Below are 26,356 nucleotides of genomic sequence, written 5' to 3'. Positions count from 1 at the left end.
GATACCAAAGTCGGTCAATAAAGTTGAACCTATTCAAATTTCAAACTCAAAGTATTAAATCTTAATTTCTGAATTAGGGTTGCGAATGTATAAAATATTTGGCATATAGCAAGCTATGCGTAAGAAAATTATTGATTTTGCAGAAAATTACTCTTTTAGCCCTGATATTTAATTCCCTTGCCACTCGTTTTGAGCAGTTTCCCGTTCTGATAAGCAATTTCTCCATTGACAATTACATACTCAATTCCTTCGGAAAACTGATTAGGATTGGCTACGGTTGCCTTGCCCCTGATGCGTTCAGGGTCAAAAATAGTAATATCTGCCCAAAAATCATCTTGCAGTTTGGCTCTATCTTTCATAGCAGGCTGAATGAGCTTGGCAGGTCTATCAATCAGGCGTTCAAGAGCTTGCTCTATACTCATACCTATATTTAAGCAGTGCCGAATAGCCGTAGCGGCAAAACCCGCTCCTCGTGGGTGCGAGTTGGCTCGTGGCTCTTTTTCAATGCCTCCGTCAGAGCCAAACATACAAAAATCTGTTTGTAGAGCCAAATTGATAGTTTTTTCAAAAGGCATAGTGCCTTCGGGTACTGCCACCAAAAGTCCCGGACGCTTGCGATAAATAGGAAAAGTTTGTGCGGTAATTCTTTCGCCACTACCTACAATTTGTAAATCTTCGTAAGTAATTCCGTAACGTTTTTGCCAATCGCCACTGAAACGCTCCGAAATCAGATAAGTAGCCCAAAAACTATACGGATACACACAACAAGTAATTTTTGTCCCTTTGGCATTGGCATCATTGATAAGCTCAAGTGCTTTGGGCATATTAAAAGTGCCACCCGTAGAATTGAGATGGTCTATATGAATCTGGCAACCTGTTTCTTGGGCAATGCGTATAGCTTCTTTTACGCCTTCAAGCTCTTTTTCTTTGGACGAGTAGCGTAAATGCAAAAAATAAGGTCTTTCGTATTTTTTAGCAATTTCGGCATATTTTTTCAATTCCTCATAACTTGTATCAGGCTGATATTCAGGACTATGAGCCATAGCCAACGCTCCTTCATTCAATCCTTGCTCAGCCATTTGATAGCGTTGAGCTAATGAAGCGTATTTCAAACGCAAACGCATCACAAATACACTTACGCCATAATTTACTCTATGGGGCAGTTTATCAAAATAATCGTGAAATTTTTTGGGAAACTCTGCTCCGCCGTGCATCTGAAAAACAGAAGTTAAGCCGTCAGTAACTTTGTATTTTTCAAAGATGGTGTAGGTCTGCTCGGGACTGGAAGCATTATCAGCAAGAATATCAATAAACCCCGGGCTTACAATTTTGCCCGTAGCATCAATTTCCTGCTCTGCTTGCAAGGGTTCTTTGGAAATTTTAAGTTTTCCATTAAAATCAATCCCTACCCAATAGCCCTCTACCAGTTTCTGATTGATATAGGCTTTCCCATTCTTGATAACCGTCTTGTAGTCGGTTTTGGCTCTTTCTTTGCCTATTTGTACCTGCTTTTTACTATCTTTCTGATTTTCTGCCAAACAACTTGGTGCCAGTAGTAAGCCCGCAGAGCCTATACACAAATCTTTAAGAACCTTGCGGCGAGTGAGTTTTTTCATTATCGTAAAATCTTTTAGTAAAAATTTGGTGATTTCGATTGCTTTCTCGAATTTTCGAAAAAATTGTAATGGCAAAGAAAACAATTTCGGATAAAGTTGCCAAAGAAAAGTGCATAGAATACCTAAAACTGAAAGGCTATTCTAACGTTCAGATTGCTTCCCCAAAAGAAGGTTGTGATATATTGGCTTTTAATGCACAAGGAGAAATTTTTTATTTTGAGGTCAAATATTCTTCCAAAAAAAGTGGTAAATTCTTTGGAACAGTAATGCTTACGGAATTACATAAAGCTATTTGCTATCCCGATAACTATTTTTTTATTTTGTGTCGAGGAAATACCGAGCAATCATTGGAGCATTGGTTCTTCAAAATTTTTTCTGTAAAAGAGTTCATAGGAAAATGTACTCTTACAACTCCTATTTTTCACTATCACTACTCCGAAAGTTATGAAATTTCATTCAAAAAAGAGACAATCATTGCCACCAAGAATTTAATTGAGAAAATGTGGCAAGATTTTTTGATTTGGAAAAAAACTCAATAATTATGCAAGTCTATCACGATTTACTACGTTTCATTTTAGAAAATGGCACACAAAAAACCGACCGCACAGGTACAGGTACTTTGAGCGTTTTTGGGTATCAGATGCGATTTAACCTACAAGAAGGTTTCCCACTCGTTACTACCAAAAAACTACACGTCAAATCCATTATTCACGAACTTTTGTGGTTTTTGAAAGGAGAAACCAATATTCGCTATTTGAAAGAAAACGGCGTCAGTATTTGGGACGAATGGGCTGATGAAAACGGCGAACTCGGTCCTGTATATGGAAAACAATGGCGTAGTTGGCAAACTCGCACTGGCGAAAGCATTGACCAAATTGCAGAGGCTATTCATCTTATCAAAAACAACCCCGATAGCCGTAGAATAGTAGTTTCGGCTTGGAATGTTGAAGATTTACCTAAAATGAAACTAATGCCCTGCCACGTGCTTTTTCAGTTTTATGTGGCTAATGGCAAACTCTCTTGTCAGCTTTATCAACGCTCTGCTGATGTTTTTTTAGGTGTCCCCTTCAATATTGCCTCTTATGCTCTGCTAACGATGATGATAGCCCAAGTTTGCGACTTGGAGCCATACGAGTTTATTTGGACAGGTGGCGATACGCATTTGTACCTCAACCATATTGAACAGGCAAAACTGCAACTCACACGTACTCCCAAACCTTTGCCTACAATGAAACTTAACCCTGCTATCAAGGATATTTTCGCTTTCAGATACGAAGATTTTATTTTAGAAAATTATGACCCTTACCCTGCTATCAAGGCTGAAGTAAGTGTTTGAAAATTCAAACAAGTTTGGACCTAAACCATAAAAATTTACGGAATGTCTAATAGTTATGGAAAACTTTTTCGTATTACTACTTTTGGCGAATCTCACGGGCTTGCAGTAGGTGTAGTGATAGACGGCTGTCCCGCAGGACTTGAAATAGATGTAGATTTTATTCAAAAAGAACTGGATAGACGCAAACCCGGGCAATCGGCTATTGTTACACAACGCAAAGAAAGCGATACAATACAAATTCTTTCAGGAATTTTTGAAGGGAAAAGTACAGGCTCACCTATTGCTATGCTTGTATGGAACGAAGATGCTAAAAGTAAAGATTACTCGCATATTGCAGAGGCTTTTCGTCCTTCTCACGCCGACTATACCTATCAGGCAAAATATGGTATCAGAGATTACCGAGGCGGAGGACGCAGTTCGGCAAGAGAAACCCTTGCCCGAGTAGCCGCAGGAGCAGTAGCCAAACTCTTTCTCAAAAAATTAGGTATTGAAATTCAGGCTTATACTTCACAAATTGGAGAACTAATTTTACAAAAATCTTATCAGGAATTAGATTTGAGCAGTGCAGAAAGCAACGAAGTACGTTGCCCCGATGAGCCTCTTGCTCAAAAAATGATTGCCTACATCAAAGATATTCGCAAGCAAGGCGATACAATTGGAGGGGTAGTTAGCTGTGTATGCCGAAATGTGCCTGTGGGCTTGGGCGAACCTGTTTTTGATAAACTTCACGCCGAACTCGGCAAGGCGATGCTTTCTATCAATGCAGTAAAAGGTTTTGAATATGGCAGTGGCTTTGAAGGTGTAAAAATGAAAGGTTCGGAGCATAATGATATTTTTTTCAAAGAAAATGATAAAGTTCGCACCAAAACCAACTTCTCGGGAGGCGTACAGGGCGGAATTTCTAATGGAGAAGATATTTACTTTCGGGTAGCTTTCAAGCCCGTAGCTACGCTAATGCAAAGCCAAGAAAGTATCAATTTGCAAGGCGAAAGCATTGAAATTACAGGCAAAGGCAGACACGACCCTTGCGTAGTACCACGTGCCGTGCCTATCGTAGAAGCTATGGCGGCTATTGTACTGATGGACTTTTTTTTAATTCATAAAGCACTCAATAACAGAAATTTACAATAAAGTTTGCAAACTTTTTACAAAAAAATAACCTACTTTTTGAGCCAAAATGTAACTTTGTGTAAGTTCTGCACGTAATTTAATAAAAAGATGAACCTAACCGCCGAACATCAAGAGAATGTTTATTTGTTGCACGTAGAGGGTGATTTAGACGCTTCCTCATCTATTATTTTAGACAATGCAATGCAAGAAGCGATTCAACGCAATGAAAAAGCAATTATCGTAAATTGCGAAAAATTGAATTATATTTCATCAGCAGGTTTGGGGGTATTTATGTCGCACCTTTCAGATTTAGAAGAAAAAAATATATTTTTTGCTCTTTGCTCTATGAATGAAAAAGTGAAAAATGTTTTTGACATTTTAGGACTTGGCGAACTCATAAAACACTATCCGAGCCAAGACTTAGCCTTGCAAGCAGTGAAGTAAATTTTGAAGAACTTTGGGGAATATTTGGGAATAAGCAGAAATCTGTTGAAGTTCAAGTTTGAGGTTAGAAAGTTTGCAGTTGAAACCTTAAACGTCCCTCAAATCCGAGCCAGTAACCCCTAAACTTGTATGAAGTACAACATTAGCATAAAAGCGGAAAAGAAAAATCTCAAAAAAGTACGCACTTTTTTAGAAAATGTTTTTGCCCAAATGCAAGTACCCGAAGTAGAAAGTAACCAACTGATTTTGGTCGTTGATGAAATACTGGCAAATCTTATCATTCATTCTGCTAAAAACGACGTACAAAAAGATATTGATATTTCCCTTACTGAAAACGAAGGCGAAGTAACTTTTGAAATTTACGATTACAATTCCCCCTATTTTGACCTCACCCAACACGAAGACGCCAATCTGCAAGACCTCAAAAAGCAAAAACGCAAAGGAGGTATGGGGCTTACACTTGTCAAAAATATTATGGACGAAGTGGAAGTGTATTACGAAGATAACACCAACATTTGGCGATTGCAAAAAAGATTGCCATTTTTGCTACTCAAAAATAAAAACAAGTGATTTTATGAGTAGAACAACTATGTTTCAAATCATTGCATTTTTAGGGGGTACGGCAGTAGCTTTGGGGGCTTTTGGTTCTCACGGCTTGAAAGAGATGCTTGCCCAAAATGGCTATACCGAAGTATTCCAAACCGCTAATCGCTATCATTTTTATCATACTTTTGCTCTTGCTCTAATGGCAATTTTTCCTCAAAATAAAATTACTAAAATTGCCTTTTGGTGCTTTTTGGCAGGTATTCTGATTTTTTCGGGTTCTTTGTATGTACTTGCCCTCACGCAAATCAAAATATTAGGAGCTATTACGCCCATAGGAGGCGTGGCTTTTATAGTTGGTTGGCTTTTGGTGGGTTTTAGTATAAAAGATACTCCTTCCCATCTCTATGCACGTTCCTCTACTTCATAAACTAAATTAGCACTTTGATTAAAAAATTCTTTAATTTGGTAAAAAAGTCTCTCTTTTTACCGCTACAACTCTCATTTTTGTAGAAAATTCTACAAAAATGAGAAGATTCTTTCTCCCCTTTTTCGCATCTCTGATTTTTCTTTCAGCTCAAGCCCAACCCGAAAAGGTAAAGGTGGGGGTTTTTGTCAAATCTATTTATGATGTCAGTATGGCAAACGGAGAGTTTTCCACTGCCTTTGACCTTTGGTTTTTGCACAAAAAAGATAGTCTTGCAATTGAAAAAAACTTTGAAATCGCCAATAACAAAACTTTCCAAGTACAAAGTTCATCAGTAGAAAAAGTAAATGGTTGGAATTGGGTTTCGGCAAAGATTGTAGGCAAAATGCAACAAGATTGGGTAACTCATAACTTCCCTTTTGATAAGCAAGTCTTGCTAATTAAATTGGAAAATACCCTTTACGATAGCCGTCAGGTAGTTTTTGAGCCAGACATTGCAGGTAGTAAATTAGATAAAAATTTTAGTCTTGCAGGCTGGAAAATAGAAAAGTTTGAAATCAAACACAACCCCAGCAAATACGAAACCAACTACGGCGACCCTTCACTTTCAGGGGAAAGCTCCGAATATTCAGCAGTAGATATACTTATTTACATCAAACGCAACAGCTGGGGCTTGTTTTTTAAGGTGTTTTTAGGTTTGTATATTGCCCTACTAATTTCCTCGCTTGTTTTTGTAGTTCCTGCCGCTGATTTAAATTCTAAATTTGGATTAGCGATTGGAGGCTTATTTGCCGCTGTCGGTAACAAATATATCGTAGATAGCTCTTTACCCGAAAGCAATGCTTTCACACTCTCCGACCAAATTCACGCTCTTACGTTTTCGTTTATTTTGCTTTACATTTTGCTTTCGGCTATTACACATCATATTCATAACAAAGGCAAAGAAGAACTTGCCAAAAAGCTGGATAGAATGTTGCTTTGGCTTGCTCCTCTTACCTACTTTGCTATCAATATGTTTTTTGTGTGGAGAGCCTAATTTATTATGGTTCAAAGTTCAAAAAAATAATTACAGATATGAAAAAAACAATTTTTGCCTTACTACTTCTTGCAGGAGCTTGTCAGAAAAAACAAGAAAACTCTGCCCAAAACTCTGTTCAAAGCACAGAAGAAAACAAAAAAGTTGAACAAGTTGCCCTTGCTACAAAACCTGAAAACGCCTCTTCTGCTGAAAACACCGCAGAAAAGCCCAAAAAATTTCAGAATTATCTGTGGTACGAAGGCACAATAAAAGATTATCCTATTTGGTTCTACTCCGATGGTCAAGGTGCTTACTATGGTTACAACTCCTCAAAGGGAGCAAATATTCGCTTGTTTCCACTTTATGGAGATAATGCTAATCAATTTGCTTTTCAGACTTCGCCCGGAGAGAAAAATGCCGAAACCTTTCAAGGTAACCCTAATAGTGCAGGAACAATTGTAGGTAAATGGAGCAATGGCAAAAAAACCTTTGATTTCCAGCTCAATCCTGTAAATTATGGTAATCCTCGCAATCCGCAAGAGTTTTTAGATGCTTTTGCCAATTTGAAATTACCTTTGGTAGGTAGCACTATTATCGATGGAGATTTGCTCAAAAATTACTACGAAGAAAAAAAGTTTGGCAGACGCATTGAGAATATTACAAACTTTGTGAAAGATGCCAATATACGTCTTGCCAGCGGCGAAGCCATACTTTGGGGAAAAATCCAATCAGGTGAGAACTTTTTAATCATCTACCAAGCCAATTTAGACCCCGTAGAACCCATTACACATTCCGAAGCCTATACTTTGCAAAACGATAGAATGTTTTTTGCTTCCCTTGTAGATAAAAATGGGAAAATATTGGCTACTCGCATTTTGGGCAATTCCCCCACAGACCCCTACTATTTAGGTTTTGGTTTTGAAATAAGAAAAAGTAACGAAATCACGCTACTTTGGACAAACTATATGCGTGGCGATGGAGGTGCTCGTATGGAAGCAGGTGTAGATAAAGAAGTTATCAGAATCAGAGGAAATAAATTTGAATAAAGCCTCTTGCCCTAAAATTTTAAGCCCAAAACAAAAATTGCATAAAAACCTATGTCAAACCCTTAAATTCCCAAAAAATGAAAAAAGTAATTGTTTTCCTTATCGCTCTATTGAGTTTTTGCCATTTGCAAGCCCAAAATATAAAGGGACATTGGCAAGTAGCCGACTACAAATTAAAGCAGAATATTGATGACAAAGACAAATTAGCCTTTGTCGTAGGAGCTTCAATATCAATGAGTTTCAAGTTTAGTGGTAGTACACTACTCATCTACAATCCGATGCTCGATAAGCCTACCAAATACAACTGGAAGTACACTGATAAAGCAAAAACGCTCATTGAAGCTGTGGAAGCTAATCCTCTATTCAAAGATAGCCCCAGCCGTTGGAAATTCAGAGTTCTCAAAATACAAGGGGATAATATGGAGTTGGAAGACTTGGGTAAAAATAAAGAAGGAGATATTTGGGTTCTAACAAGAAAGAAATAAACTTAAACAAAATTGCTTTATGAAAAAATTAGTTTTTCTGTTTTCTACAACGCTATTGGCATTTTCGGTAATGGCTCAAAATTCAGTGATGGATTATTACAAAGCCCAAGAAAAAGCTCTGAAAGACCCCAACCAGCCCGGTGGAGCTTTCAAGAAAGTAATCCCTATCAAGCAAGATGTCAAAAACGGATTTATTTCTTACAAAACAGAGCCACCGATGTACTATATCTTGGGGGCAACCGATGCCCGAACTGATATGGCATATTTCTTTGCCAAAAATGGAAAGAAGTTTGCTGTAAGTGCCACTACTTCAAAAGTAGAGGGTATGGGTTGGCAAGGTGAAACACCTACTTTTTATCAATTGGCAAAAGGTGAATTGATAAATATCACGGAGGAGTTTATCTCATTGGAAAGAAACAATGAAGTTCTCAATGCTATACCAGAAGGTAGAACAGTTTTTACAAAAATACCCCAAATTGGTACTACTATCCAAATCGGTAGTATTGACCCTAAAATCGGTGAAAGTTCTTTCCGTATAGCCTACGAAATGCAGTTCAATGTAAATGACGGCACTTTTAAGTGGGTGAAAAAGTAGCATTTTGAAATAATTTTTTTATCTTGCTAAAAAAATTAACCTGATTGTATGAGAAAAAATATCTTTACTTTGGCTATTATCGCTTTTGCACTTTTCGCTTGTAAAAAACAAGAAAAAGACACCGAGAAAAAATCTGAAGAAAAGCAAGAACAACAAGCACAACAAAATAACGAGCAAGAAAAAGAAAATTCTACTCTCATTTCTTGCGAAGGTATTGGTAGGGTAAAATTTTCTATGAATTATGCCGATTTAGAAAAAGCCTTTGGGAAGGAAAATATTAAGTCGGATACCGTTTTTGCAGGAACAGAAATGATGGATGGCGAAAAAACTGATGAAGACCGAATTTACTCTACTATCAGTAGCCCCGAAGGAAAAATTTATGTTACGTGGGCGGCTGGCAAAGTTGCCAAAGAAATAGAGAAAATTAGTATCGGTATCGCCGATAAACCCAAGTTCAAATTTGCCAATGGTATAAGTGTTGGTTCAAGTTTCAATGACATACGAAAAGCTAATACCAATGGCGATTTTGAATTTTATGGTATGGGTTGGGAATATGGCGGCTTGATTATCAATGAAACCGCTACAGGCGATTTTTTCAAGAACTTTCCTTGTTTCACAGGCGACCTGCGTACCAAAGATGATACCTACGACAAAGTACAAAAGATAATGGGCGATGGCAAATACAAAGCCTCAAAAGTGGGCGAAACCGAAGCCAATGAACTCATTTTAGCACATATTACTTTATTACGAAAAAAATAATCAAGTAAATAAAATAAGCAGTTTTATGAAAAAATTAACACTCATTTTCGCTATACTGATAGCCTCTTTGGCTTTATATTCTTGCAAAAAAGAGGCAGAAGAAAAGAAAGAAACTAAAAAAGATAGCACAGAGCAAAAAGGAGAAGTACAACTCAGCGAAGCTGAGCAGAAAGCTATTGATAAACAGCTTGAGTCAGTTCCGCAGCCTCCTGATTATGCAAAACTAATTCAGGGACGTTGGGAACTCAAAGAGAGCAATAGCTTTTGGGCTTTCTACGATAAAAACAAAGTTTATAGCGATGGCAATGAAGAAGGCACTACTTACACAATAGATTTAGACAAAATTACTTATGGCTCTGGCGGAACTGCAATGATTTTGAGTTTAGACGAAAAAGAAATGGTACTTCAGTCTAATGGTACAAAACAAACTTGGGTAAAAGCTGATTTGGCTTCCTCCGAACAAGAAACACCTCAAATTGACCCTAAAAAACTGATTGGGCTTTGGGATATGGAAGGTGGTGATGATTTTAGCTCTATTCGTTTCAAGGCAAATGGAAACTATGATGCCGTACCCTTTTCTGATGCTTATACCTACAAAGTGCAAGGCAATAAAATTTATTTCAAAAAAACACAGAATGCTCCGCCAGCCGCTGAAGCCGAATTTGAGAAGGAAATTGTGAAATTGGACGCCAAAGAGCTTATCCTCAAAATAGATGGAAAACAAGTAAAATACAAAAGAAGTAAAGACAAATAAAAAAATAAACCCATTAAATTTGAGTGGCTTAACATAGAGCCACTTTTTTATTCAAAAAAATTGCTTTTTATCCCAAAATCACGTATTTTGCAGTAAAAAACTGCTCAACATTGCCTTCATTTGTCAAATTTCTTTTGCCTTTTGCAACAGGAATTATCATAGCGTATCATAGCCAATGGTACAAAGAATGGTTATTGTGGGTATGGCTTTTCTGTGTTGTCTTATACTTTATTTTATGGAAGTTTTTGCCTAAACGCTTCCGCTTCAAGTTCTCCCCTTGGCAAAGCCTTCTAGGGTATATCATTTTATTGCTTGCAGGTATTATTTTGGTATATTTTCGCAATCAAGCCAATTTGCCTCACCACGTTCTCAACCAAAAAGAAAATTTTTCCTACTTCAAAGCACGTGTTATTTCAGAAATACAAGAAAAGCCCAAAAGTTATCATTTTGTCGCAGAAATTACAGAAATCTATGCCGATAGCCTTTGGCTGAAAGCTACCGATAAAATCAATGTTTTCTTAGAAAAAACAGAACACAAGCCGCAGTTTGGTGATGTTTTTATCGCCAAAAACAAATTACAACTTATCAATGAGCCTTTGAATGAGGCTCAATTCAATTATAGGATATTTCTTTCACTGAAAAATATCTATCATCAGCAATATCTCAAACCTAATGAAATAGTCTGGATAGCTACGCAAATTGCTTGGTACGAGTATTTTGAAAAATGGGCTATCCAACTGCGTAGTATTTGCGACAAAATTTTTGCTGAAAATATCAAAACTGAACAAGAGTATAGCATTGCGGCGGCTTTGGTCTTGGGAATTAAACATCATTTAGACGAAGATTTGAAGCAGGCTTATACCAATGCAGGCGTTACGCATATTTTGGCGGTTTCGGGTATGCACGTAGGCATAATTTTTGGGTTGCTGAATGTTTTTTTAGCTTTTTTAAGGAAAAAACCCAAAGGGAAGCTCCTATACGTAGTGGTGGTTTTGATAGCCTTATGGCTCTATGCTTTTGTTACGGGTCTTTCGGGTTCGGTACTGCGAGCCGTTACAATGTTTTCTCTGCTCACAATTGCCCAAAATCTTAGTCGGAATACGAATATTTACAACACACTTGCGGCATCAGCTTTTTTGTTGTTGCTCTACAATCCTTTTTTGCTAATGGACGTTGGCTTTCAGCTATCTTATTTGGCTGTATTGAGTATTGTGTATTTTTATCCTAAACTTTACCCTTTGTACGAGCCAACTAACCGAGTTATCCATTTCCTTTGGCAAATGACTTGCGTTTCGGTAGCGGCACAAGTTTTCACTTTACCCATTACGCTGTATCATTTTCATCAATATCCTACTTATGGCATTTTAGCGAGTGTGCTGGTAGTGCCTATTGGGCAGGTCATTCTAATTTTAGGCGTAGCTTTGCTTATAGGTTCTTTTCTGCCTTATTTACCTACAATGATTGGTTTTGTTTTAGAAAAAACCATTTGGATTTGCAATAAAATTGTGTTTGGGGTTGAAAATTTAGACTATGCTACTACAAGTTTAGTATTAGATGCTCCACAAGCAATTGCTTTGGCTCTTGCTATTTTGTTAATGATAGCTTTTTTTGAAGCGAAAAAGTTTATGTTTTTAGTAGGAAGCGTATTGGCTTATGCTTTTGTGGCATTTTCTTTTTTTGCAGAAAATCTAGAACAACACAAGCAAAGGGTTTTTGTTGTGTATGCTATTCCGAAAAGTTGGACTTTTAGCCTAACAGAGGGCTTTCATTCGCAAATTTGGTCTGATACAACGCTTTCCGTAGGAAGGCTCAATTTCAATAGTAAAAATCTTTTGGATAAACTTGGCACAAAAACTAAAACCTATCAAAGCCCACCCGATTGGCATAACTTCGGAAATTGGAAATTTTGGCATTATGCAGGCAAAAATTTTGTTTTTCTGCAAAATAAAATCACCAAAAATGATTGGCTGAAAATCAATGCAATACCTGAAATAGATTTTTGCATTGTGCAAAGAAATGCGATTAGAAATTTGGATAGCTTTCAGAAAATACCCAAAATGCTCATTATAGATGGTTCAAATAGCGTTTATTTGGCAAAAAAACTAAGTTTAGAAGCCAATGAAAAGAAAATTCAGGCACATAATGTCTTTGAAAAAGGCAGTTTTAGAATAAAGCTGTAAATCAATTTGGTTCTTTTCGCAAAGATTCAATTTCGCTTTTGCTCAAACCCGTAGCCTGAACGATAGTTTCATCATCAAAACCCAATTTTATCAGATTTTTAGCAGTGGAAAGTTTTGCTTCTTTTATTCCTTCTTTTATTCCTTCTTTTATTCCTTCCTCTCTACCTTCTTGTAAGCCTTCTTCTCTTGCTTTTTTGATAGACTCTACGACATAAGAAATTTGGTCAAGCCAAAATTTTTGTTGCGAATCGTAATACATACGCTCTTGCTCATCAAGATACATAGCTTTTAGGCGTAAATCTGCTTTCTGAATTTCACGGATTTCTGCCAATTCTTGTGGGAGCTGTTGTGTTTTGAATTTATAGGCATTGTTCAGAAAGGCTATCCAACGTTCCAAAGTGCTTCTCACGCCTGTAAGTTCATCTTTGAACTTACGAAGCTCAATAAAATAAAGGTCTAAATAGTCCAAATCCTCGCTGATTTCATTCGTATCGCCATCTTTAAGCGTAAAATAGCGTTTATACCTCTCATCATTGAAGAAGTTAAAATCCATTAGGCTTATGACAATACATTTTTTCAAGCCCGAATATCCTAATTTACCTTCTTGTTCCAGTTGGGCTAAACGTTCCATTTCTGCGAGTTGCTTATCGGCAGTGGGCATTTCGTTGATGTAATCTAATTGCGAACCATACATTTTTGCCCAATAAAAAAGCACTCTTTTGCCGTAAAATTTGCTTGAACGAATTTGCATTTCAATATCAAAAAGTCTGCCGTCTATGCTTTCGGCTTTGATGTCTAAAATAGAGAGTTTGCCCTCTATGTAATCGGCAAAGTTGTAAGGGTTTTTTAAGGTTATATCGGCTACTTGCTGGTGAGGTGGTAAAATGGCATTTATCAAAGACATCAAAATATCTTTGTTTTCCTCAGAGCCAAATAGCTTTTTGAACACCAAATCAACTTTCGGATTGAGTATCATAGTCAAGTTTTCTACAAATATACATTTTTTCAGCCAAACAAAAAGGCAACCGAAGTCGCCTTTTTGTTTTTATACTTGTAATAACATTCTTTCAGGTTCTTCCAAGAGTTGTTTTACTCTTACAAGAAAACTTACTGAATCTCTGCCATCAATAATTCGGTGGTCATAAGAAAGGGCTAAATACATCATTGGCAGGATTTTCACTTCACCATTCACCGCCATAGGACGCTCTACAATGTTGTGCATACCCAAAATTGCCGATTGCGGAGCATTGATAATAGGCGTACTCATCATAGAACCAAAAACACCACCATTTGTGATTGTAAAAGTACCGCCTGTCATTTCAGGAATAGTAAGTTTTCCTTCGCGAGCCTTGGCGGCAAGACGAGCAATTTCCCGCTCAATATCTGCAAGACTCATTTGCTCTACATTTCGTACCACAGGCACAACCAAACCTTTATCCGTAGAAACAGCTACCGAAATATCTACAAAATTGTGATATACAATATAATCGCCATTTACTTGGGCATTGATAACAGGAAACTCTAAAAGAGCCGTAGCAGAAGCCTTTGCAAAAAACGACATAAAGCCCAAACCAACACCGTGCTTGTCTTTGAACTTATCTTTGTATTTGGCTCGTAAATCCATAATGGGCTTCATATTTGCCTCATTGAAAGTTGTGAGCATTGCCGTTTCATTTTTTACGGCTACCAGCCTTTTGGCAATGGTTTTACGCAAAGATGTCATTTTTTCCTCTCTTTGCTCACGCTCACCTTTTACTTCTATGGCTACTTTTTCAACCTTTTCAGATTTTGTTTCAGAAACAGGCTTTGGCTCTTTTTTTTCTGCTTTCAAGGCATCTTCTTTGGTAATTCTGCCTCCTACGCCTGTACCTTGCACATCAGCAGGGTTAATGCCTTTTTCTGCCAAAATTTTAGAAGCAGAAATAGAAGGGTGTCCTTTGGCATAATTTTCCGTATTTTGTTGAGAGGTACTACTACTATTGCTTAGTGTTGTTTCGGTGGCTGAGGCAGTTACAGCATTTTCAGTAACTTCAATTTTACAAATTTCATCTCCAATTTTAAGTGTAGCCCCCGATTGAGCAGTGATACGTAAAATGCCTGTTGCTTCGGCGGTAAGTTCAAAAGTAGCTTTATCCGACTCAATTTCTGCAAGCACTTCGTCCATTTTTACAAAATCGCCTTCTTTTTTGAGCCAATTGCCAAGTATAACTTCGGTAATAGATTCGCCCAAAGGTTTTACTTTCATTACAAGTGTTTCGCCCTTGCTTGCAGGAGTAGCAGTAGCAACAGGTTGGCTATCATACTTTTGAGGAATTGTAGAAGCCGTTGCTTCTGTTTGTATTTTACAAAGCACTGCTCCAATCGGTAAAGTTGAGCCTTCGGGAGCGATAATTTCCAAAATGCCTGCTTTTTCAGCGGTAATATCAAAACTGGCTTTATCCGACTCCAACACGCCTATCACTTCATCCAATTCTACGCGGTCGCCTGTTTTTTTAGACCAAGAACCCACCGTAACTTCGGTAATAGATTCGCCCAAAGTGGGGACTTTTTGCTCAATGGTTGCCATAACAAGTTGAATTTTTATTTTGCCCTGCAATATAACAACATTTTGCGTGAAAAAAAGATTTTTTCAAGGGGTTTTTCGTGAAAAATTTTGATAGCCCAAAAGAACTTGAAAAGACAAAAAACAACTTGTTCAAATAATGAGAAAATTGGTACTCTGATGCACATTCGGCATAAAGTAGAACATTCATTCACTTACAAAGCAAAAATCAAAGAAAGAACAAGTTTTGCAATAGCTTTTTCTGATGGCTTCAGGCGACTGAGAGCTTTTCAGAATACTTGTAATTTCCGATAGCCACTCTTCTATTTTGCCTCGTGTTTCTGCTGAAAGTGCGGGTATGGGCAAAGTCTGACGCAGTTTAGGATATTCCAAAATTCCTGTGGGGCTTTCTACACCATTTTGCTCCAATACATACAGGTAGAATTGCACCTGAGCAATATGAGCCTCCTCCAATTTATCCGACTTCTTGACTTCGTGAACAAGCCTATTGCGTGCATCATAGAAGTCGATCTTTGCCGCAAGTTGAATGTCTTGGTAAAGGGCTTTCAATTCTATTTCGGTGTACTGCTCGCTCCGCTGGGAGTAGGTAGTTTCGCTTATCCATTTGCCCTCATAGACAAAGTCGGAGGTTTGTTCCATATTGATGCCGTTGGCGTGAAGCCACATTTCACGAGGACATACGTGATACATATTAATGAGCGAAGCAGTAATAACTTTGGTCATAGAATGCAATTTTCAGAAGCTTCAAACTTGCTATCATCTAACCCAAAAATTTCGTCGTAAACTTTTTCATATCTTGCTAAATATACGTAGCCATAACTTGTGCCGTCTGTCCCACTGTTTTGATAATTGTTTTTATTTACTTTTTCAATATCAGCAAACGCTATCAGTTTTCTTCGTGTATTGCCTTTGCTATCGTCAAAAATAGAGAATACAAATTTTGCAATGATGCCTTGTAAGGTTTTTAAGCCGACTTTTTGTTTAATAAAATCGGGGCTTTTATTTTCTATCAGGTTGATGTATAAATCGAAAACTTTACTGCCTTCTATCTTACATTCTGCATTTGGCAAAATATTCGCTGTTTCTAAAAATTTTAACTCACTTTTAGAGAAGGTATCTGCTGGAACGAGCAATGGAACAAATACTGAAATATTTTTCTGCTCAATGAGCTGGAACTTTTTGTTAGTATCCTGAAAGTTTAGATTTGTAATATTGCTCAAATAATCCTGAAAACCTACCGCCATTGGGGTTTCATTCCACTTATCAATATCTTTCAGAACTATTTGATAAAGTCTGTCGAAGTCTTTATTGTTGAGAATTTCTGCATATTCTTTCTCGATTTGTTTAGTGGCTTGATAGCGTTTGTCTTTGCTATATAGTACAGAAGGCTCATTTACCTTGAATAGATAAAGCTCACAATCTTTTTTATTGACGTTTCGGTTGATGCGTCCGGCTAATTGCTCATCGCTGTCTATCAAAGATTGGTTCTTAAAACCCAAATCCATATCTATATCTACCCCTGCTTCTACTACTTGAGTAGTGATAAGAAGTATTTTTTTCTTCCTGTTTTCAGGGTTTTTCAGAAAATCTATGATGTATTTTCGGCGATGCTCTAAAATCGTTCCTGAAAGTACAAATATCTCGTCAAAAAAAGTGTTTTGTTGGGCTATAACTTTGTAAAACTCTGTTGCCGATTTCTTGAATATAAACTCCACAATGGTATAAACACTACCTTGGGGCTTTGCCTGACCGAAGTCCTTTTGGGCGTACTGCTCAGATTTTTCTAAAACGACGTGTGCGAGCCTTTTTAAGTCTAACTCTTTTTCAGAGAGTAAATCAAACTTAAAAGTTACTCTTTGAGCAAAATTGGGGTTTTGGAAATACTTTTCTTTTGCATTGGGAAGTAAATAAACAAAGTCTTGTACTTCGTTTTGAATTATATTGAGTTTATCTAACTTGGGCAGGGTAGCCGACATCAAGATGAACTTTATATTAAAAAACTTTGCAAAATTTCTGACGAAATAAATTACCTTATCCCAATGGCTTGGATTGTAGGATTGTAATTCATCAATAACAACCACTGAATTAGCCAGGCGATGCATTAAATAATTGTTTTCCTTTTCGTGGGTTTTGAGCAGGTCAAAAAACTTGATGTGGGAAAGCAAACAAAAGGGATAATTTACGAATAGGTTATCCAAATAGTTGAGCTTCTGATTACCATATACGCCGTCCTGGTCTTCTTCCTTGCTCTGAAACCCTGCTTTGGAGTGAAGCTGTACGACTTCATCACTGCCCAAGCCCATTGTTTCCATTATTGCCTTATGTGTTTGGGTGATGAGCGTAGTAAAAGGAAAAACATAATACACCTTATTCAGATTGGGATTGGCTTTCAGTAGCTCAATGGTTGCAAGCATAGAAAGGTTCGTTTTTCCGCCCCCTGTGGGTGCTTCAATGTAGAATAAGTTTTTATCACTATGGGCACGAACATTCCTAATTACTTCAAAAGCCATTTTCTTCCGCAAGGTGTTAAGATGCTCACCGCCGACCTCTTTCGGATTTTTCAGTATCCCATAGGTATCTAATTCTTGGTAAGTCTTTTTATTAAAATTAAGCTTTTGCTTTGCCTCGTCTAAAAAATCACTCTGCGTAATATGTTGATAGATTTGCTCTACTCTTTGCCGACTTAGTGTTCCAAAATCTTCCAGTTTAATATCCGTCATATATTCGTTTGATGCCAAGTAGTCGGAAGCAGTCAATAGCGAAAAAGCCAAACGGATCAGTGTGTAAAAAGAAAACTTTTCGGTCTGTTTGCTTAACTTTTCAAACTGAGTTTCGATGTTAATTCTTTTGAGGTTAGGGTTGCTGGCAAAAAGCGTAGAGGATATTTTTTCATCTACTACAAATTGATATTGCCCAATGTACTGCTTCAAGAAATGTATTTCATTCTCCGAAAAACAGAATTTTCTTACTAAATCTCTTTTATCTCGAAGCTGACTTGCGTGGTGCTTGAAAATCACATAAGAAAAACCTAATACGCAAGCGATGAGATACCCTTGCTGTGTTGGTGGAAAGCAACTAACAATTTCCTGAATATGCTTTACAATATACAGATAAGCCCCCAAAGCCGAATGGTGTGTGCTCAAAGGGCTATTGGGCTTTTCTTTCCCCTTAAAAAGGGGATTGTTCATCTTTTCGTGGTGAGCCTGAAAATTTTCATTTACTTTGCCATAATCGTGAAATACGATTGTATTGACAAATAGTTTTTTTACATAGTTGAGCGTTTCGGTTGTGTGCTCTACATCAGCGAGCAAATCAAGAATTAGTTTATTTATGACCTCATCTAAAAGATGTACCTCACATAAAGTGATACACTTCTCTTGCACCAGCGAAATATGCTCACTGAGTGTCTCAGGGGCTTTTTGTGTGCTTACGTGAGCATAGTAGCTGTGAGCATTGATGAGTAAGTCAGAGAGCTTCGGGCTTTCTTCAATAAATTGTTTTACCGTCTTAAAAGAGTTGGACATAGTAATTTTTACATTTAATCAAGTATAGCCCCTCAATACGAGTATCAGGTTTTAGCTTAAAAGTAGTGAAAGAGAAGTCAGCTAACTGATACTGCTTGAGTTTATCATCAAAGCCCGCCGGCAAGCGTTCGAAATACATATAGGTAGCCTCCTCTTTGTCGAAATTCAGAAAGTCAAACCCTATTTCTTCTTTTTGGTCTTTGAGGGTTTGGTTTGTTTTGCGTATCAATGTTTTCACAGCAAAACTGCTATCAGTTTTTTCTACTTGCTCAAATTCGTATTCCTGAAAGCCATTATCCCAACTTTCCCACCAGGCATAAAACTCATTTTTTCCGAAATATGGCAGAAACTCTGCCTTACCCTCTTTCAGGTAATCATATAATTTTTTGTGATGCTCATTTGCTAAATCAAGAAGCAAATAAACTCTGTACGATGGCTTGATGAGTGTGGCTTCTTCTGTCAGAAAATTTGTGCCTTTATTGGCATAGCCTACCGTATTGCTGTATTTGATTACGGTTTTCTGAAAATTACCCCGCTCGTGGTTAAGCGGCTCAATACCAACCTTTAATTCTTTTAGTTTGTCCATATACTCAGGCTCTTTACCGGACTCTTTGTAGCCTTCCAGACCAATGATAGCCCCCAAGATGCCAAGCAGGGCAGGCTTGTGGAGCATATTGTAGGATAAATTAATCGTGTTGTTTGTATCCGGCTTTCTAAAAAAGCCAAAATCGGCTTTAAGGTCGATAGAAATGAGTTTTGGCATCTTTTAGGCAATTTTTATTTGTTTCAAGAAATTTTTTAACTCCCCTCATTTTACTGAGGGGAGTTCGGAAATGAATTTATAATTCTAACTCTACTGCTCCCTCTGGTGCGTTGATAACAATGGTAATGCCCTTGTTGTAGTACAACTCAATCTTTTCAATTTCTGACCTGATATGCTCTTTTGCCAATAATTCTTTTATTTTTTGCAGGTCTATCTCACGATTTTCGTTGATGCTCACCAATTCCACAAAAGAGGGCAAAACGGCTTTTGAATTTTCTTTGAGCTGAATCCAAAGTAGGAGCTCGTTTTCTGTACCTGCTTTAGCCGCAGAATCGTAATACGTAGCTCCTTTGCGAAGAGCTTCTTTGAGTTTTTTAATATCCTCAACCAATAAACCCTCACTTTGAACTCTTTTTGCATCATCAGCAATATTTTGAGGGTTTATGGAGAAATGGTGCACATAATGCCCTTCTTGAAGTTTGGATTGGGTGCCCAGGGTAGTCATTGTGCTCTCTGTACTGCTTTCTCCTGGATTTCTGAAGGGCGACATAATTTGCTCCGAGTAAATTACATTTTCAGGGAATCGGTTTACTCCGTGAGTTATTTGACAAGCTCCGTGAATAGAGATATTGGTCTTACCCGCATACGTACCTCCAAACAAGCGAACATCTATGCAAGAAAGAATATCTCTTAATACATTGAGCCTAAGCTTATTTTTATCCTTTTCATTTAGTTTATCTTTTCCAAAATGAAACTCATACGTTTCATCAAGGGTACGTGGCGACATATTGTCATCAAGAGATTTGGAGTAAAATACTTTTTCTGATAAGGCATTTTTCAAATAGTTTCGAATTGCCCATTTCAATGCCTTATCTGTGGCATAAACCACCCCATTGGGCAAGGTACGTGGCTGATGAGAAAAGTCAGCATTGTAGTTGGAGTTGATAGACTTGATGACGACACAGCCAAAAACGCGATTTTTGAATAGATTACTCATATTTTTAGTTATTTGAGGTTGCTACTTCGTTAGGTTCTGGGTTGTTCTTTTTGGGAAACAACTGGTTGTTACTGAAAACACCTGCCAAAAGTTCAGGCAATACCTTTTTCAGATTGGCATCGGTTTGGTAGGTGAGCACAAAAGCTGCCGCCCTTTCAAATCTTGCCGAGTAGGTTTCGTGTTTGTATCGGGCAAAGTCATTGGCGATGGCTTTTTTCAGCCCTTCGCAACTGACTTGTTGCAGATAGGGTTCTAAGCGTTGATAGCTCGTATCTGCCGATTTGCTTTTTTGCAAGATGTAATAAATCACTTGCCCTGCCGCAAAAGCAAACTGCTCTAAGCTGGCTTGGGAAACATCGGCTTTGTCTTCAGCCAAAGCTTCCATAAACTCACGATACTCTTTTAATTTACTTGCCATTGTTTTATGATTTGGGTTGCTATGAATGTCAAATTTCTCATAAAGGCTAAACCAGAAGTTGAGTTTATCCTTAATACCATAAGGATTATTTTGCTTCAAATCATCTTGAATACCATTGAAAACCATTTCTTTGAAGTTGTCAACTGTAATAGATTGCCTTTTTGATTTGTAAACAAAATCATATACAGCTTTTCTATACTTTGTGTAAGAATTGAATGTATTATCAAAATGTCGGTTGGGGGTACTATTTCTGTCTTTGTAGTCCTCCAAATCCAAGTCTTTAAAATAATCAAGCGACCTATACTTGTTGCCTATCAAAGTCTTGAATACAACCTGTTCTAAGTCAAATACATTTGAAAGTGTGGGATATATTTTCATTTGGTTTTTGTCTTTATCCCACAATTCAAAAAGATTTTCTATTTCCCATAGCCTACCTGACGAATCCCTCAGTTCATACTCAAACTTTGTAACAAAATCAAAGTCTTTGAAAACCAAGCCGTCTTTGGTATTGGCATAAAAAAGCAAATAGTAATTTCCAAAGTCATCTTTGTGCTTTTCCCAAAGACCCTCTATGATTTCCCTGTAACTTGCTTTGAACTTACTTTCTTTGAAAAAAGCGATTACATTTTTCTGTAATTCTTCTTTGAATATAAATATTGGTAGAGGTTTCGGTAAAACGTTTCTTGCCAGCACTTGCTCAAATTCGTATAAATATTTGGCATCTTTATCTGATATCCTTCCCGTAATATCAAAAGTAGCTGTTTTATGCAGCAAAAAAGGCATATTTTGGTTATAGCTATTGAAGAAGTTGCTCGTTCCGTAGATATCTCCATTTTCATCGGGTTCGGTGTTGTATTGAGCTGTATTAAATAGCTTGTCGGATAGATATTTTTGATGTACTTCTTTATATTTTTCTAATGGCTCATCAAGATAAAAGATGATGTAATCAGCGTCTTCAAGTGGCTTATATTTTTCTTTTTCTTGCTCTAATTCAGTGATTTTTTGTTTTAGAAGTTCTTTTTGCTCTTTATTACTTTCATTTTTCTGTTGTTCTTTGAGTGCCTCTATCTCGGAGCTAAGTCTTTTTGTTTCTTCTGTAAGTTTAGAAAAAATATTTTTCAAAATACATTCAAATCCCCTTTGTATGAAAAATGCCTTGAATACCTTGTATCTTTCTTGCTCCTGTGGAGTGGCTAATAGCTCCAAAGCCTTGGTAAAATAATCGCCTAATCGCTCATGGATTTGTTTTTTGTTTTCATTTTGGTTTCTGGCATACTTTTCACCGCCTTCTAAATGCTCTCGTTTGAATGCCACACAAAAGGGAGAACAGGAATGTATTGCTTTGGCAGGCAAATCAAAACATTTATTGGTATCAATACACCAAGCATTTGTACTCAAAAACTTACACTTTTCAAGAAACTCACTTTCAGCAAGTTTTTTAGTATTAGTATAACGCTCACATAAAATATTATCTGTTTCGAGCCTAATAACACCATTTTCTTCCGTCAATTTTAAAACTATATGCAATCCTTCTCTCGGCTTTACGCCTAAGTTTTTAAACCCCTCATCAAGATTTTTAGTAAATTGTACGATTTCTTTTATCATATCTTCGCAATTTTAGGGTAAAGTTACGTTAGACTTTTTCCAAATTTTGTCAAAACTCGAATTTTTTTATTGCGTTTCGCAGAAAATTTTTCAGTCCTTCGTCTTCTACTACTCTTACCTCACCGGGCAGGCTGAGAATAAACCTTCCGATGCCTTTGTAGCTTCTTACAAAGCCTCTGAAAAAGTAAGTGTTTTGTTCTTTTTTCAATGAGGGTTCTGTCAGCGGAAATTCCTCACGCAAGAGCAAATATGCCTTTTCCGATAGCTCTAAAATTACAAAAAACTCTTCTTTATTGCTAAAACCAAAAGCATCGGTGGGTTGCAATTCGCCTGTGTAGCTACGGAGCTGGTCGGTTATTTCTACAGCATCAATTCTTTGAATACTAAAATTTCTAACTTCTTGCTTTTCAATTTCATAAGCTCGTATTTGCGTAAAATTATGCGTAAAGCAAATGGGTTCTACATATCTATCTTTAATGCTTTGGCTGGCAATGGAATGATACCGCCTAAAAATAACTCGCTTTTTTTGCTCAATAGCTTGGGAAATTTTTTGTATGATTCCTCCCCTGGCGTTCCGAAAAAAGTTTTCAGCTATGTTTTTCAATTCCGACTCATAAAAAATCTTGCTCAAAATGCTTTGTTTCAGGGGCGAACTGGGCAAGGTAGCAAGCAAATCTTTGAGTAATAGCACTTCTTCCATAGAAAAACCATAACTTAACGAAATAGGCACTTGCTTGGAAATCAGTTTGTAGCTCTTGCTTTTCTCATCCTTTTCAATCGGAAAGCCTAAATCGGGCAAATCTTCGTCCAAATACCTACGAATAGTACGAGCATTGATGTTTGTTTTCTTACTAAGCTGTTCAATAGTATAAGATTGCGTATCTTCTAAAATGTACCTCAAAACTTTGAAAATACTTCTTACCTTGTTTTCCTCTTTGTATTTGGGCATATTAGTTTTTTGGGTTCAAGGTTTCAATCACATCACACATTCCAAATCCTTGGGCATTTTCGTTGCCGAAGCCTGCCGTAAGACCTACTTCCAACAGCTCCTTGGGAGCTTGAAGTATGAAATCAAACAAATAACCTTTCACTTGAATAGGGGTGGAAGTATTTTGTTTTATGGTAATCAGTTTGCTTCTGACGCTCTTTTCATCAACTTCCAAACTAAAAGGATAATTCTGCCACACAGGGGGCATTTCTTTTCCGCTGGCTTTGTATTTTTCCAATAAATTATTGATAAATAGCTCCTTGAAACCACTATCCAAAGGACTTAAATATTTTTTCTTATCTTGCTTATCTCTTTGAGCAATCACCAAAGGTGAAAGTGTTTGTAAAGTTACTTTTTCTTTGCTTAGGCGTATGGGGGCGGTTTCTACGCGTTCTACACGAAAATCTACTTGTGCCTCTTGTGTCCCGATGCTACCTCGTTGGTTTTGAAACAAACCCGCTACAAATTTCTCAGCGGCTTTATCTACATAAAAACTAATAAGCAGAGCAATCTGATGACTTTGCAACAGAAAGCCCACATCTTTTACAATTTTATACTGCGGAATGAGTAAATTGGAAAAACAAAAAAACTTAAAACTTTTTTGATTGCTCTCGTAGCCGTTTTGATGCAAAAAATAAGCATATTCCTCATCGGCTTTGCTGATAATTTTGTAAATCCAACTGGAAAGCTCGTATTGGTAATTGAAGGGCAAAATAGGATTTCTGTGAGTATTTATGGCAAGTATCAACTTAAAACGCATATATTCAGATTTTGTAATACCAAACTAATGATTTGGTCTTAATTTTGCAAGTATTGTAGTAATTTTTTTTCTCTATTGCTATGAAAAAAACTTACTATCTATTCAATGCGGGCAGATTGAGCCGAAAAGATAATACGCTCAAATTTACACCCACAGATGAAGAGGGCAACGAAGCCCAACCCAAATACTTGCCCATAGAAGACGTAGATAACCTTTATGCTTTCGGGAGTTTGGAAGTGAATAGTGCTTTACTCAATTTTCTGGGCAAAAATAACATTAACGTTCATTTTTTTGACTACTACGAGCATTACACAGGTTCATTTGTAGCCAAAGAATATTTGTTTTCAGGCAAGGTGCAGATTGCTCAAACTCAAAACTACTTGATTACTGAAAAAAGGTTGCTCATAGCTCGCAAAATTTTAGAGGGAGCTATCAGCAATATCTTAAAAAATTTGCATTATTATCAAGCTCGGCAGAAAGACTGTTCTGTTCAAATTGCTCAAATTCAGCAATGGGCTGATGATTTAGAATATAACGCTTCGTTAAATATCCCACAAATGATGGCTCTGGAAGGAAATATCCGTCAGGTGTATTATAGTGCTTTTGATACTATTATCAACGATTTCATTATGGAAGGGCGTTCCAAACAACCCCCACAAAACGAAATCAATGCCTTGATTTCCTTCGGCAATATGATGTGTTACACGCTTTGCCTCGACCAAATTTACCATACCCAACTCAACCCAACGATTAGCTTTTTGCACGAACCGGGTGAAAGACGATACTCTTTAGCTCTGGATTTAGCCGAAGTATTCAAGCCTATTCTCGTAGATAGGCTGATTTTTTCGCTTTTGAACAAAAAACAAATTCAACAGAAAGATTTTGACAAAAATCTAAATTATTGTGTTTTGAAAGAAACAGGCAAGAAAACTTTTGTGAAGGCTTGGGACGAAAAACTCAAAGAAACTATACAGCACCGAACACTCAATAAACACGTAAGCTATAAATATCTGGTGCGTTTGGAGTGTTACAAACTCATTAAGCACATTTTGGAAATGGAAGTGTATAAACCTTTCAAAATTTGGTGGTAGAATAAAAAACATTATCCCTTGAAGGGTTGAAAAGTTAGCAAAAGAAACACCTATGTACGTTATTTTGGTATATGATTGTGGTGAGCAAAGGGTAGGCAAGATGCTCAAACTTTGCAGGCAGTATCTGCATTGGATACAAAATTCGGTTTTTGAGGGAGAAATTAGCGAAGTAAAACTCAATGAACTGCTCGGCAGGGCTTCTCGAATTATGGACACCGATACCGATAGTCTGATTATTTTCAAAAGTCGCGACCAAAAGTGGTTGGATAAAGAAATTATCGGTAAAGAAAAAAACAGCACCGATAATTTTTTGTAAATTCTCATTATGTTTAATCAAATTTCAGCGAAAATTTTCTCATAATCTTTTGGAGTTTTCATAAATTCTGATAGCTTTGCTTAAAATTGAATGCTATGCCTCAAAAATTTCTCTTGAAATGTGATATTTCAGGCATACAGGGGTTTATTTTTGATGTTCCCAGCGATGGTGCCGCCCGACAGCTCAAAGCTCGTTCTTTTTACGTTTTTGCTCTTACAGAAATTGCCTATGAATATTTCGCCCAAAAAGTAGCTTCACCACAACTCATTTACAAAGGCGGAGGCAATTTTTTTGCCTATTTTGAAACAGAAAAAGAAAAACTCAACGAGGCAATCCAAAACTTTCAAAAAGAATTTTTGCAAGAAAACATCTTTCCTGTTTTTGCCTTTGTAGAAAGTAAAGGCGAATTTAGGGAAGATATGAAAAAAATTGCCCAAAAGGCAAATATCGCAAAACTTCAAAAACCACTTCATTCCGAAGCATATGATTTTTCTCCCGTAAAAAGCAAAAAATGGGAGGAATTTACCCAAGATTTGGTCAGAAGTAGCGGATATGTAATTAAAAATGATTGTCAAAAAAATAACCCTTTCAGCAAGGCAGGTTTTACTTTTGAACTTCGGGAAAAAGACTCCTTGCAATTTGAAGGAAAAGTTCTCAATAAAATGCCTACCACAAGCAATGGTATCGTAGAATTTGATGAAATTGCTCAAAATGCCACAGGCGATAAAAAACTCGCCGCCCTTGCTATGGATGTGGATAATTTAGGCTCACTTTTCAGAGATAAAGAAGAAAAAGACTACAAACTGAATTCCCAAAACCTGACTGACTTTTTCGAAATAGAAATTTATAATCTCCTAAAAGACTCTATCGAGAAACATTTTATTTATCCCGTTTTCTCAGGAGGCGATGATTGCTTTTTAGTGGGTGCTTGGGATAAAATACTCAATGCCGCCCATATTATTCAAGATAACTTTGAAAAGTACAAAAAAGAAAAAAAGTTTGATAATACCCTTTCGGC

General features: G+C 37.1%; 26 protein-coding genes. 16 read left to right on the top strand and 10 right to left on the bottom strand.

Translation table 11 applies throughout. The features are described from left to right. Positions 1 to 155 precede the first annotated feature (155 nt). The gene (locus ACWITO_RS03265) at positions 156 to 1,616 is read right to left on the bottom strand and encodes an amidohydrolase family protein (protein ID WP_448528578.1); all 1,461 of its coding nucleotides are present in this window, start codon (positions 1,614 to 1,616) and stop codon (positions 156 to 158) included. Between the two features lie 68 nt (positions 1,617 to 1,684). Here ACWITO_RS03265 and ACWITO_RS03260 point away from each other — a divergent pair, with 68 nt between their 5' ends. The 13 genes from ACWITO_RS03260 (at position 1,685) to ACWITO_RS03200 (ending at position 12,313) form a co-directional block, all read left to right on the top strand. Next, a complete protein-coding gene (locus ACWITO_RS03260) occupies positions 1,685 to 2,155 on the top strand; it encodes a protein NO VEIN domain-containing protein (protein WP_448528577.1) in 471 nt (156 codons plus the stop codon). 2 nt (positions 2,156 to 2,157) lie between these two features. Next, the gene (locus tag ACWITO_RS03255; protein WP_448528576.1) at positions 2,158 to 2,952 is read left to right on the top strand and encodes a thymidylate synthase; all 795 of its coding nucleotides are present in this window, start codon (positions 2,158 to 2,160) and stop codon (positions 2,950 to 2,952) included. A gap of 42 nt (positions 2,953 to 2,994) precedes the next feature. After that, the gene (gene aroC / locus ACWITO_RS03250; RefSeq protein ID WP_448528575.1) at positions 2,995 to 4,083 is read left to right on the top strand and encodes a chorismate synthase; all 1,089 of its coding nucleotides are present in this window, start codon (positions 2,995 to 2,997) and stop codon (positions 4,081 to 4,083) included. Between the two features lie 87 nt (positions 4,084 to 4,170). Continuing rightward, positions 4,171 to 4,506: an STAS domain-containing protein gene (locus ACWITO_RS03245; protein WP_448528574.1), complete on the top strand. Its 336-nt coding sequence runs from the start codon at positions 4,171 to 4,173 to the stop codon at positions 4,504 to 4,506. Positions 4,507 to 4,635: 129 nt separating this feature from the next. After that, positions 4,636 to 5,076, top strand: a complete 441-nt coding sequence (locus ACWITO_RS03240; RefSeq protein ID WP_448528573.1) for an ATP-binding protein — start codon at positions 4,636 to 4,638, stop codon at positions 5,074 to 5,076. Between the two features lie 4 nt (positions 5,077 to 5,080). After that, positions 5,081 to 5,479: a DUF423 domain-containing protein gene (locus ACWITO_RS03235; protein WP_448528572.1), complete on the top strand. Its 399-nt coding sequence runs from the start codon at positions 5,081 to 5,083 to the stop codon at positions 5,477 to 5,479. Between the two features lie 97 nt (positions 5,480 to 5,576). Then, positions 5,577 to 6,512, top strand: a complete 936-nt coding sequence (locus ACWITO_RS03230) for a hypothetical protein (RefSeq protein WP_448528571.1) — start codon at positions 5,577 to 5,579, stop codon at positions 6,510 to 6,512. A gap of 38 nt (positions 6,513 to 6,550) precedes the next feature. Beyond that, complete coding sequence (locus ACWITO_RS03225) at positions 6,551 to 7,540, top strand: hypothetical protein (RefSeq protein WP_448528570.1); 990 nt, start codon at positions 6,551 to 6,553, stop codon at positions 7,538 to 7,540. Positions 7,541 to 7,617: 77 nt separating this feature from the next. Next, on the top strand, positions 7,618 to 8,025 hold the full coding sequence (locus ACWITO_RS03220) for a hypothetical protein (RefSeq protein WP_448528569.1): 408 nt from the start codon (positions 7,618 to 7,620) through the stop codon (positions 8,023 to 8,025). Positions 8,026 to 8,044: 19 nt separating this feature from the next. Then, entirely contained in the window at positions 8,045 to 8,620 is a 576-nt protein-coding gene (locus tag ACWITO_RS03215) for a hypothetical protein (RefSeq protein ID WP_448528568.1), read from the top strand. 48 nt (positions 8,621 to 8,668) lie between these two features. Then, positions 8,669 to 9,379: a hypothetical protein gene (locus tag ACWITO_RS03210; RefSeq protein WP_448528567.1), complete on the top strand. Its 711-nt coding sequence runs from the start codon at positions 8,669 to 8,671 to the stop codon at positions 9,377 to 9,379. A gap of 25 nt (positions 9,380 to 9,404) precedes the next feature. Further along, positions 9,405 to 10,133: a hypothetical protein gene (locus tag ACWITO_RS03205; protein WP_448528566.1), complete on the top strand. Its 729-nt coding sequence runs from the start codon at positions 9,405 to 9,407 to the stop codon at positions 10,131 to 10,133. Between the two features lie 110 nt (positions 10,134 to 10,243). Continuing rightward, complete coding sequence (locus tag ACWITO_RS03200) at positions 10,244 to 12,313, top strand: ComEC/Rec2 family competence protein (RefSeq protein ID WP_448528565.1); 2,070 nt, start codon at positions 10,244 to 10,246, stop codon at positions 12,311 to 12,313. Position 12,314: 1 nt separating this feature from the next. Here the strand turns inward: ACWITO_RS03200 and ACWITO_RS03195 are convergent, their stop codons facing one another. The 9 genes from ACWITO_RS03195 to cas6 form a co-directional block, all read right to left on the bottom strand. Continuing rightward, on the bottom strand, positions 12,315 to 13,289 hold the full coding sequence (locus tag ACWITO_RS03195; protein ID WP_448528564.1) for an Rpn family recombination-promoting nuclease/putative transposase: 975 nt from the start codon (positions 13,287 to 13,289) through the stop codon (positions 12,315 to 12,317). Between the two features lie 69 nt (positions 13,290 to 13,358). Continuing rightward, positions 13,359 to 14,879 carry a 2-oxoglutarate dehydrogenase complex dihydrolipoyllysine-residue succinyltransferase gene (odhB, locus tag ACWITO_RS03190; protein ID WP_448528563.1) on the bottom strand — a complete coding sequence of 507 codons (1,521 nt, stop codon included), beginning with the start codon at positions 14,877 to 14,879 and terminating at the stop codon, positions 13,359 to 13,361. 183 nt (positions 14,880 to 15,062) lie between these two features. After that, the gene (gene cas4, locus ACWITO_RS03185; protein ID WP_448528562.1) at positions 15,063 to 15,599 is read right to left on the bottom strand and encodes a CRISPR-associated protein Cas4; all 537 of its coding nucleotides are present in this window, start codon (positions 15,597 to 15,599) and stop codon (positions 15,063 to 15,065) included. Next, on the bottom strand, positions 15,596 to 18,400 hold the full coding sequence (gene cas3 / locus ACWITO_RS03180) for a CRISPR-associated helicase Cas3' (protein WP_448528561.1): 2,805 nt from the start codon (positions 18,398 to 18,400) through the stop codon (positions 15,596 to 15,598). Before cas3 ends, cas4 begins: the two co-directional genes overlap by 4 nt. Continuing rightward, positions 18,384 to 19,163 carry a type I-B CRISPR-associated protein Cas5b gene (cas5b, locus tag ACWITO_RS03175; protein ID WP_448528560.1) on the bottom strand — a complete coding sequence of 260 codons (780 nt, stop codon included), beginning with the start codon at positions 19,161 to 19,163 and terminating at the stop codon, positions 18,384 to 18,386. The genes cas3 and cas5b overlap by 17 nt, the downstream gene beginning before the upstream one ends. A 76-nt stretch (positions 19,164 to 19,239) precedes the next feature. Beyond that, positions 19,240 to 20,160 carry a type I CRISPR-associated protein Cas7 gene (locus ACWITO_RS03170; protein ID WP_448528559.1) on the bottom strand — a complete coding sequence of 307 codons (921 nt, stop codon included), beginning with the start codon at positions 20,158 to 20,160 and terminating at the stop codon, positions 19,240 to 19,242. A gap of 4 nt (positions 20,161 to 20,164) precedes the next feature. Further along, positions 20,165 to 22,183 carry a hypothetical protein gene (locus ACWITO_RS03165; RefSeq protein ID WP_448528558.1) on the bottom strand — a complete coding sequence of 673 codons (2,019 nt, stop codon included), beginning with the start codon at positions 22,181 to 22,183 and terminating at the stop codon, positions 20,165 to 20,167. A 49-nt stretch (positions 22,184 to 22,232) separates the two neighbouring features. Continuing rightward, the gene (locus ACWITO_RS03160; RefSeq protein WP_448528557.1) at positions 22,233 to 23,132 is read right to left on the bottom strand and encodes a helix-turn-helix transcriptional regulator; all 900 of its coding nucleotides are present in this window, start codon (positions 23,130 to 23,132) and stop codon (positions 22,233 to 22,235) included. Between the two features lies 1 nt (position 23,133). After that, the gene (gene cas6 / locus ACWITO_RS03155; protein ID WP_448528556.1) at positions 23,134 to 23,931 is read right to left on the bottom strand and encodes a CRISPR-associated endoribonuclease Cas6; all 798 of its coding nucleotides are present in this window, start codon (positions 23,929 to 23,931) and stop codon (positions 23,134 to 23,136) included. Between the two features lie 80 nt (positions 23,932 to 24,011). Between cas6 and cas1b the strand changes: the two genes are divergently transcribed. The 3 genes from cas1b to ACWITO_RS03140 all read left to right on the top strand — a co-directional run. After that, complete coding sequence (cas1b, locus tag ACWITO_RS03150) at positions 24,012 to 25,022, top strand: type I-B CRISPR-associated endonuclease Cas1b (protein WP_448528555.1); 1,011 nt, start codon at positions 24,012 to 24,014, stop codon at positions 25,020 to 25,022. Positions 25,023 to 25,074: 52 nt separating this feature from the next. Continuing rightward, positions 25,075 to 25,338, top strand: coding sequence for a CRISPR-associated endonuclease Cas2 (gene cas2, locus ACWITO_RS03145; RefSeq protein ID WP_101359215.1), 264 nt, complete (start codon positions 25,075 to 25,077; stop codon positions 25,336 to 25,338). 95 nt (positions 25,339 to 25,433) lie between these two features. Further along, a partial coding sequence (locus ACWITO_RS03140; protein WP_448528554.1) for a Cas10/Cmr2 second palm domain-containing protein occupies positions 25,434 to 26,356 on the top strand: 923 nt, incomplete at its 3' end.

The sequence above is a fragment of the Raineya sp. genome (assembly GCF_053497555.1).
Note: the sequence above shows the minus strand (reverse complement) of the source record. Positions and strands in the feature narration are given on the sequence as shown.

Coding starts and splice junctions, on each gene's coding strand:
- ACWITO_RS03265 (WP_448528578.1), bottom strand. CDS start 1,616: ATGAAAAAACTCACTCGCCGCAAGGTTCTTAAAGATTTGTGTATAGGC.
- ACWITO_RS03260 (WP_448528577.1), top strand. CDS start 1,685: ATGGCAAAGAAAACAATTTCGGATAAAGTTGCCAAAGAAAAGTGCATA.
- ACWITO_RS03255 (WP_448528576.1), top strand. CDS start 2,158: ATGCAAGTCTATCACGATTTACTACGTTTCATTTTAGAAAATGGCACA.
- aroC (WP_448528575.1), top strand. CDS start 2,995: ATGTCTAATAGTTATGGAAAACTTTTTCGTATTACTACTTTTGGCGAA.
- ACWITO_RS03245 (WP_448528574.1), top strand. CDS start 4,171: ATGAACCTAACCGCCGAACATCAAGAGAATGTTTATTTGTTGCACGTA.
- ACWITO_RS03240 (WP_448528573.1), top strand. CDS start 4,636: ATGAAGTACAACATTAGCATAAAAGCGGAAAAGAAAAATCTCAAAAAA.
- ACWITO_RS03235 (WP_448528572.1), top strand. CDS start 5,081: ATGAGTAGAACAACTATGTTTCAAATCATTGCATTTTTAGGGGGTACG.
- ACWITO_RS03230 (WP_448528571.1), top strand. CDS start 5,577: ATGAGAAGATTCTTTCTCCCCTTTTTCGCATCTCTGATTTTTCTTTCA.
- ACWITO_RS03225 (WP_448528570.1), top strand. CDS start 6,551: ATGAAAAAAACAATTTTTGCCTTACTACTTCTTGCAGGAGCTTGTCAG.
- ACWITO_RS03220 (WP_448528569.1), top strand. CDS start 7,618: ATGAAAAAAGTAATTGTTTTCCTTATCGCTCTATTGAGTTTTTGCCAT.
- ACWITO_RS03215 (WP_448528568.1), top strand. CDS start 8,045: ATGAAAAAATTAGTTTTTCTGTTTTCTACAACGCTATTGGCATTTTCG.
- ACWITO_RS03210 (WP_448528567.1), top strand. CDS start 8,669: ATGAGAAAAAATATCTTTACTTTGGCTATTATCGCTTTTGCACTTTTC.
- ACWITO_RS03205 (WP_448528566.1), top strand. CDS start 9,405: ATGAAAAAATTAACACTCATTTTCGCTATACTGATAGCCTCTTTGGCT.
- ACWITO_RS03195 (WP_448528564.1), bottom strand. CDS start 13,289: ATGATACTCAATCCGAAAGTTGATTTGGTGTTCAAAAAGCTATTTGGC.
- odhB (WP_448528563.1), bottom strand. CDS start 14,879: ATGGCAACCATTGAGCAAAAAGTCCCCACTTTGGGCGAATCTATTACC.
- cas4 (WP_448528562.1), bottom strand. CDS start 15,599: ATGACCAAAGTTATTACTGCTTCGCTCATTAATATGTATCACGTATGT.
- cas3 (WP_448528561.1), bottom strand. CDS start 18,400: ATGTCCAACTCTTTTAAGACGGTAAAACAATTTATTGAAGAAAGCCCG.
- cas5b (WP_448528560.1), bottom strand. CDS start 19,163: ATGCCAAAACTCATTTCTATCGACCTTAAAGCCGATTTTGGCTTTTTT.
- ACWITO_RS03170 (WP_448528559.1), bottom strand. CDS start 20,160: ATGAGTAATCTATTCAAAAATCGCGTTTTTGGCTGTGTCGTCATCAAG.
- ACWITO_RS03165 (WP_448528558.1), bottom strand. CDS start 22,183: ATGATAAAAGAAATCGTACAATTTACTAAAAATCTTGATGAGGGGTTT.
- ACWITO_RS03160 (WP_448528557.1), bottom strand. CDS start 23,132: ATGCCCAAATACAAAGAGGAAAACAAGGTAAGAAGTATTTTCAAAGTT.
- cas6 (WP_448528556.1), bottom strand. CDS start 23,931: ATGCGTTTTAAGTTGATACTTGCCATAAATACTCACAGAAATCCTATT.
- cas1b (WP_448528555.1), top strand. CDS start 24,012: ATGAAAAAAACTTACTATCTATTCAATGCGGGCAGATTGAGCCGAAAA.
- cas2 (WP_101359215.1), top strand. CDS start 25,075: ATGTACGTTATTTTGGTATATGATTGTGGTGAGCAAAGGGTAGGCAAG.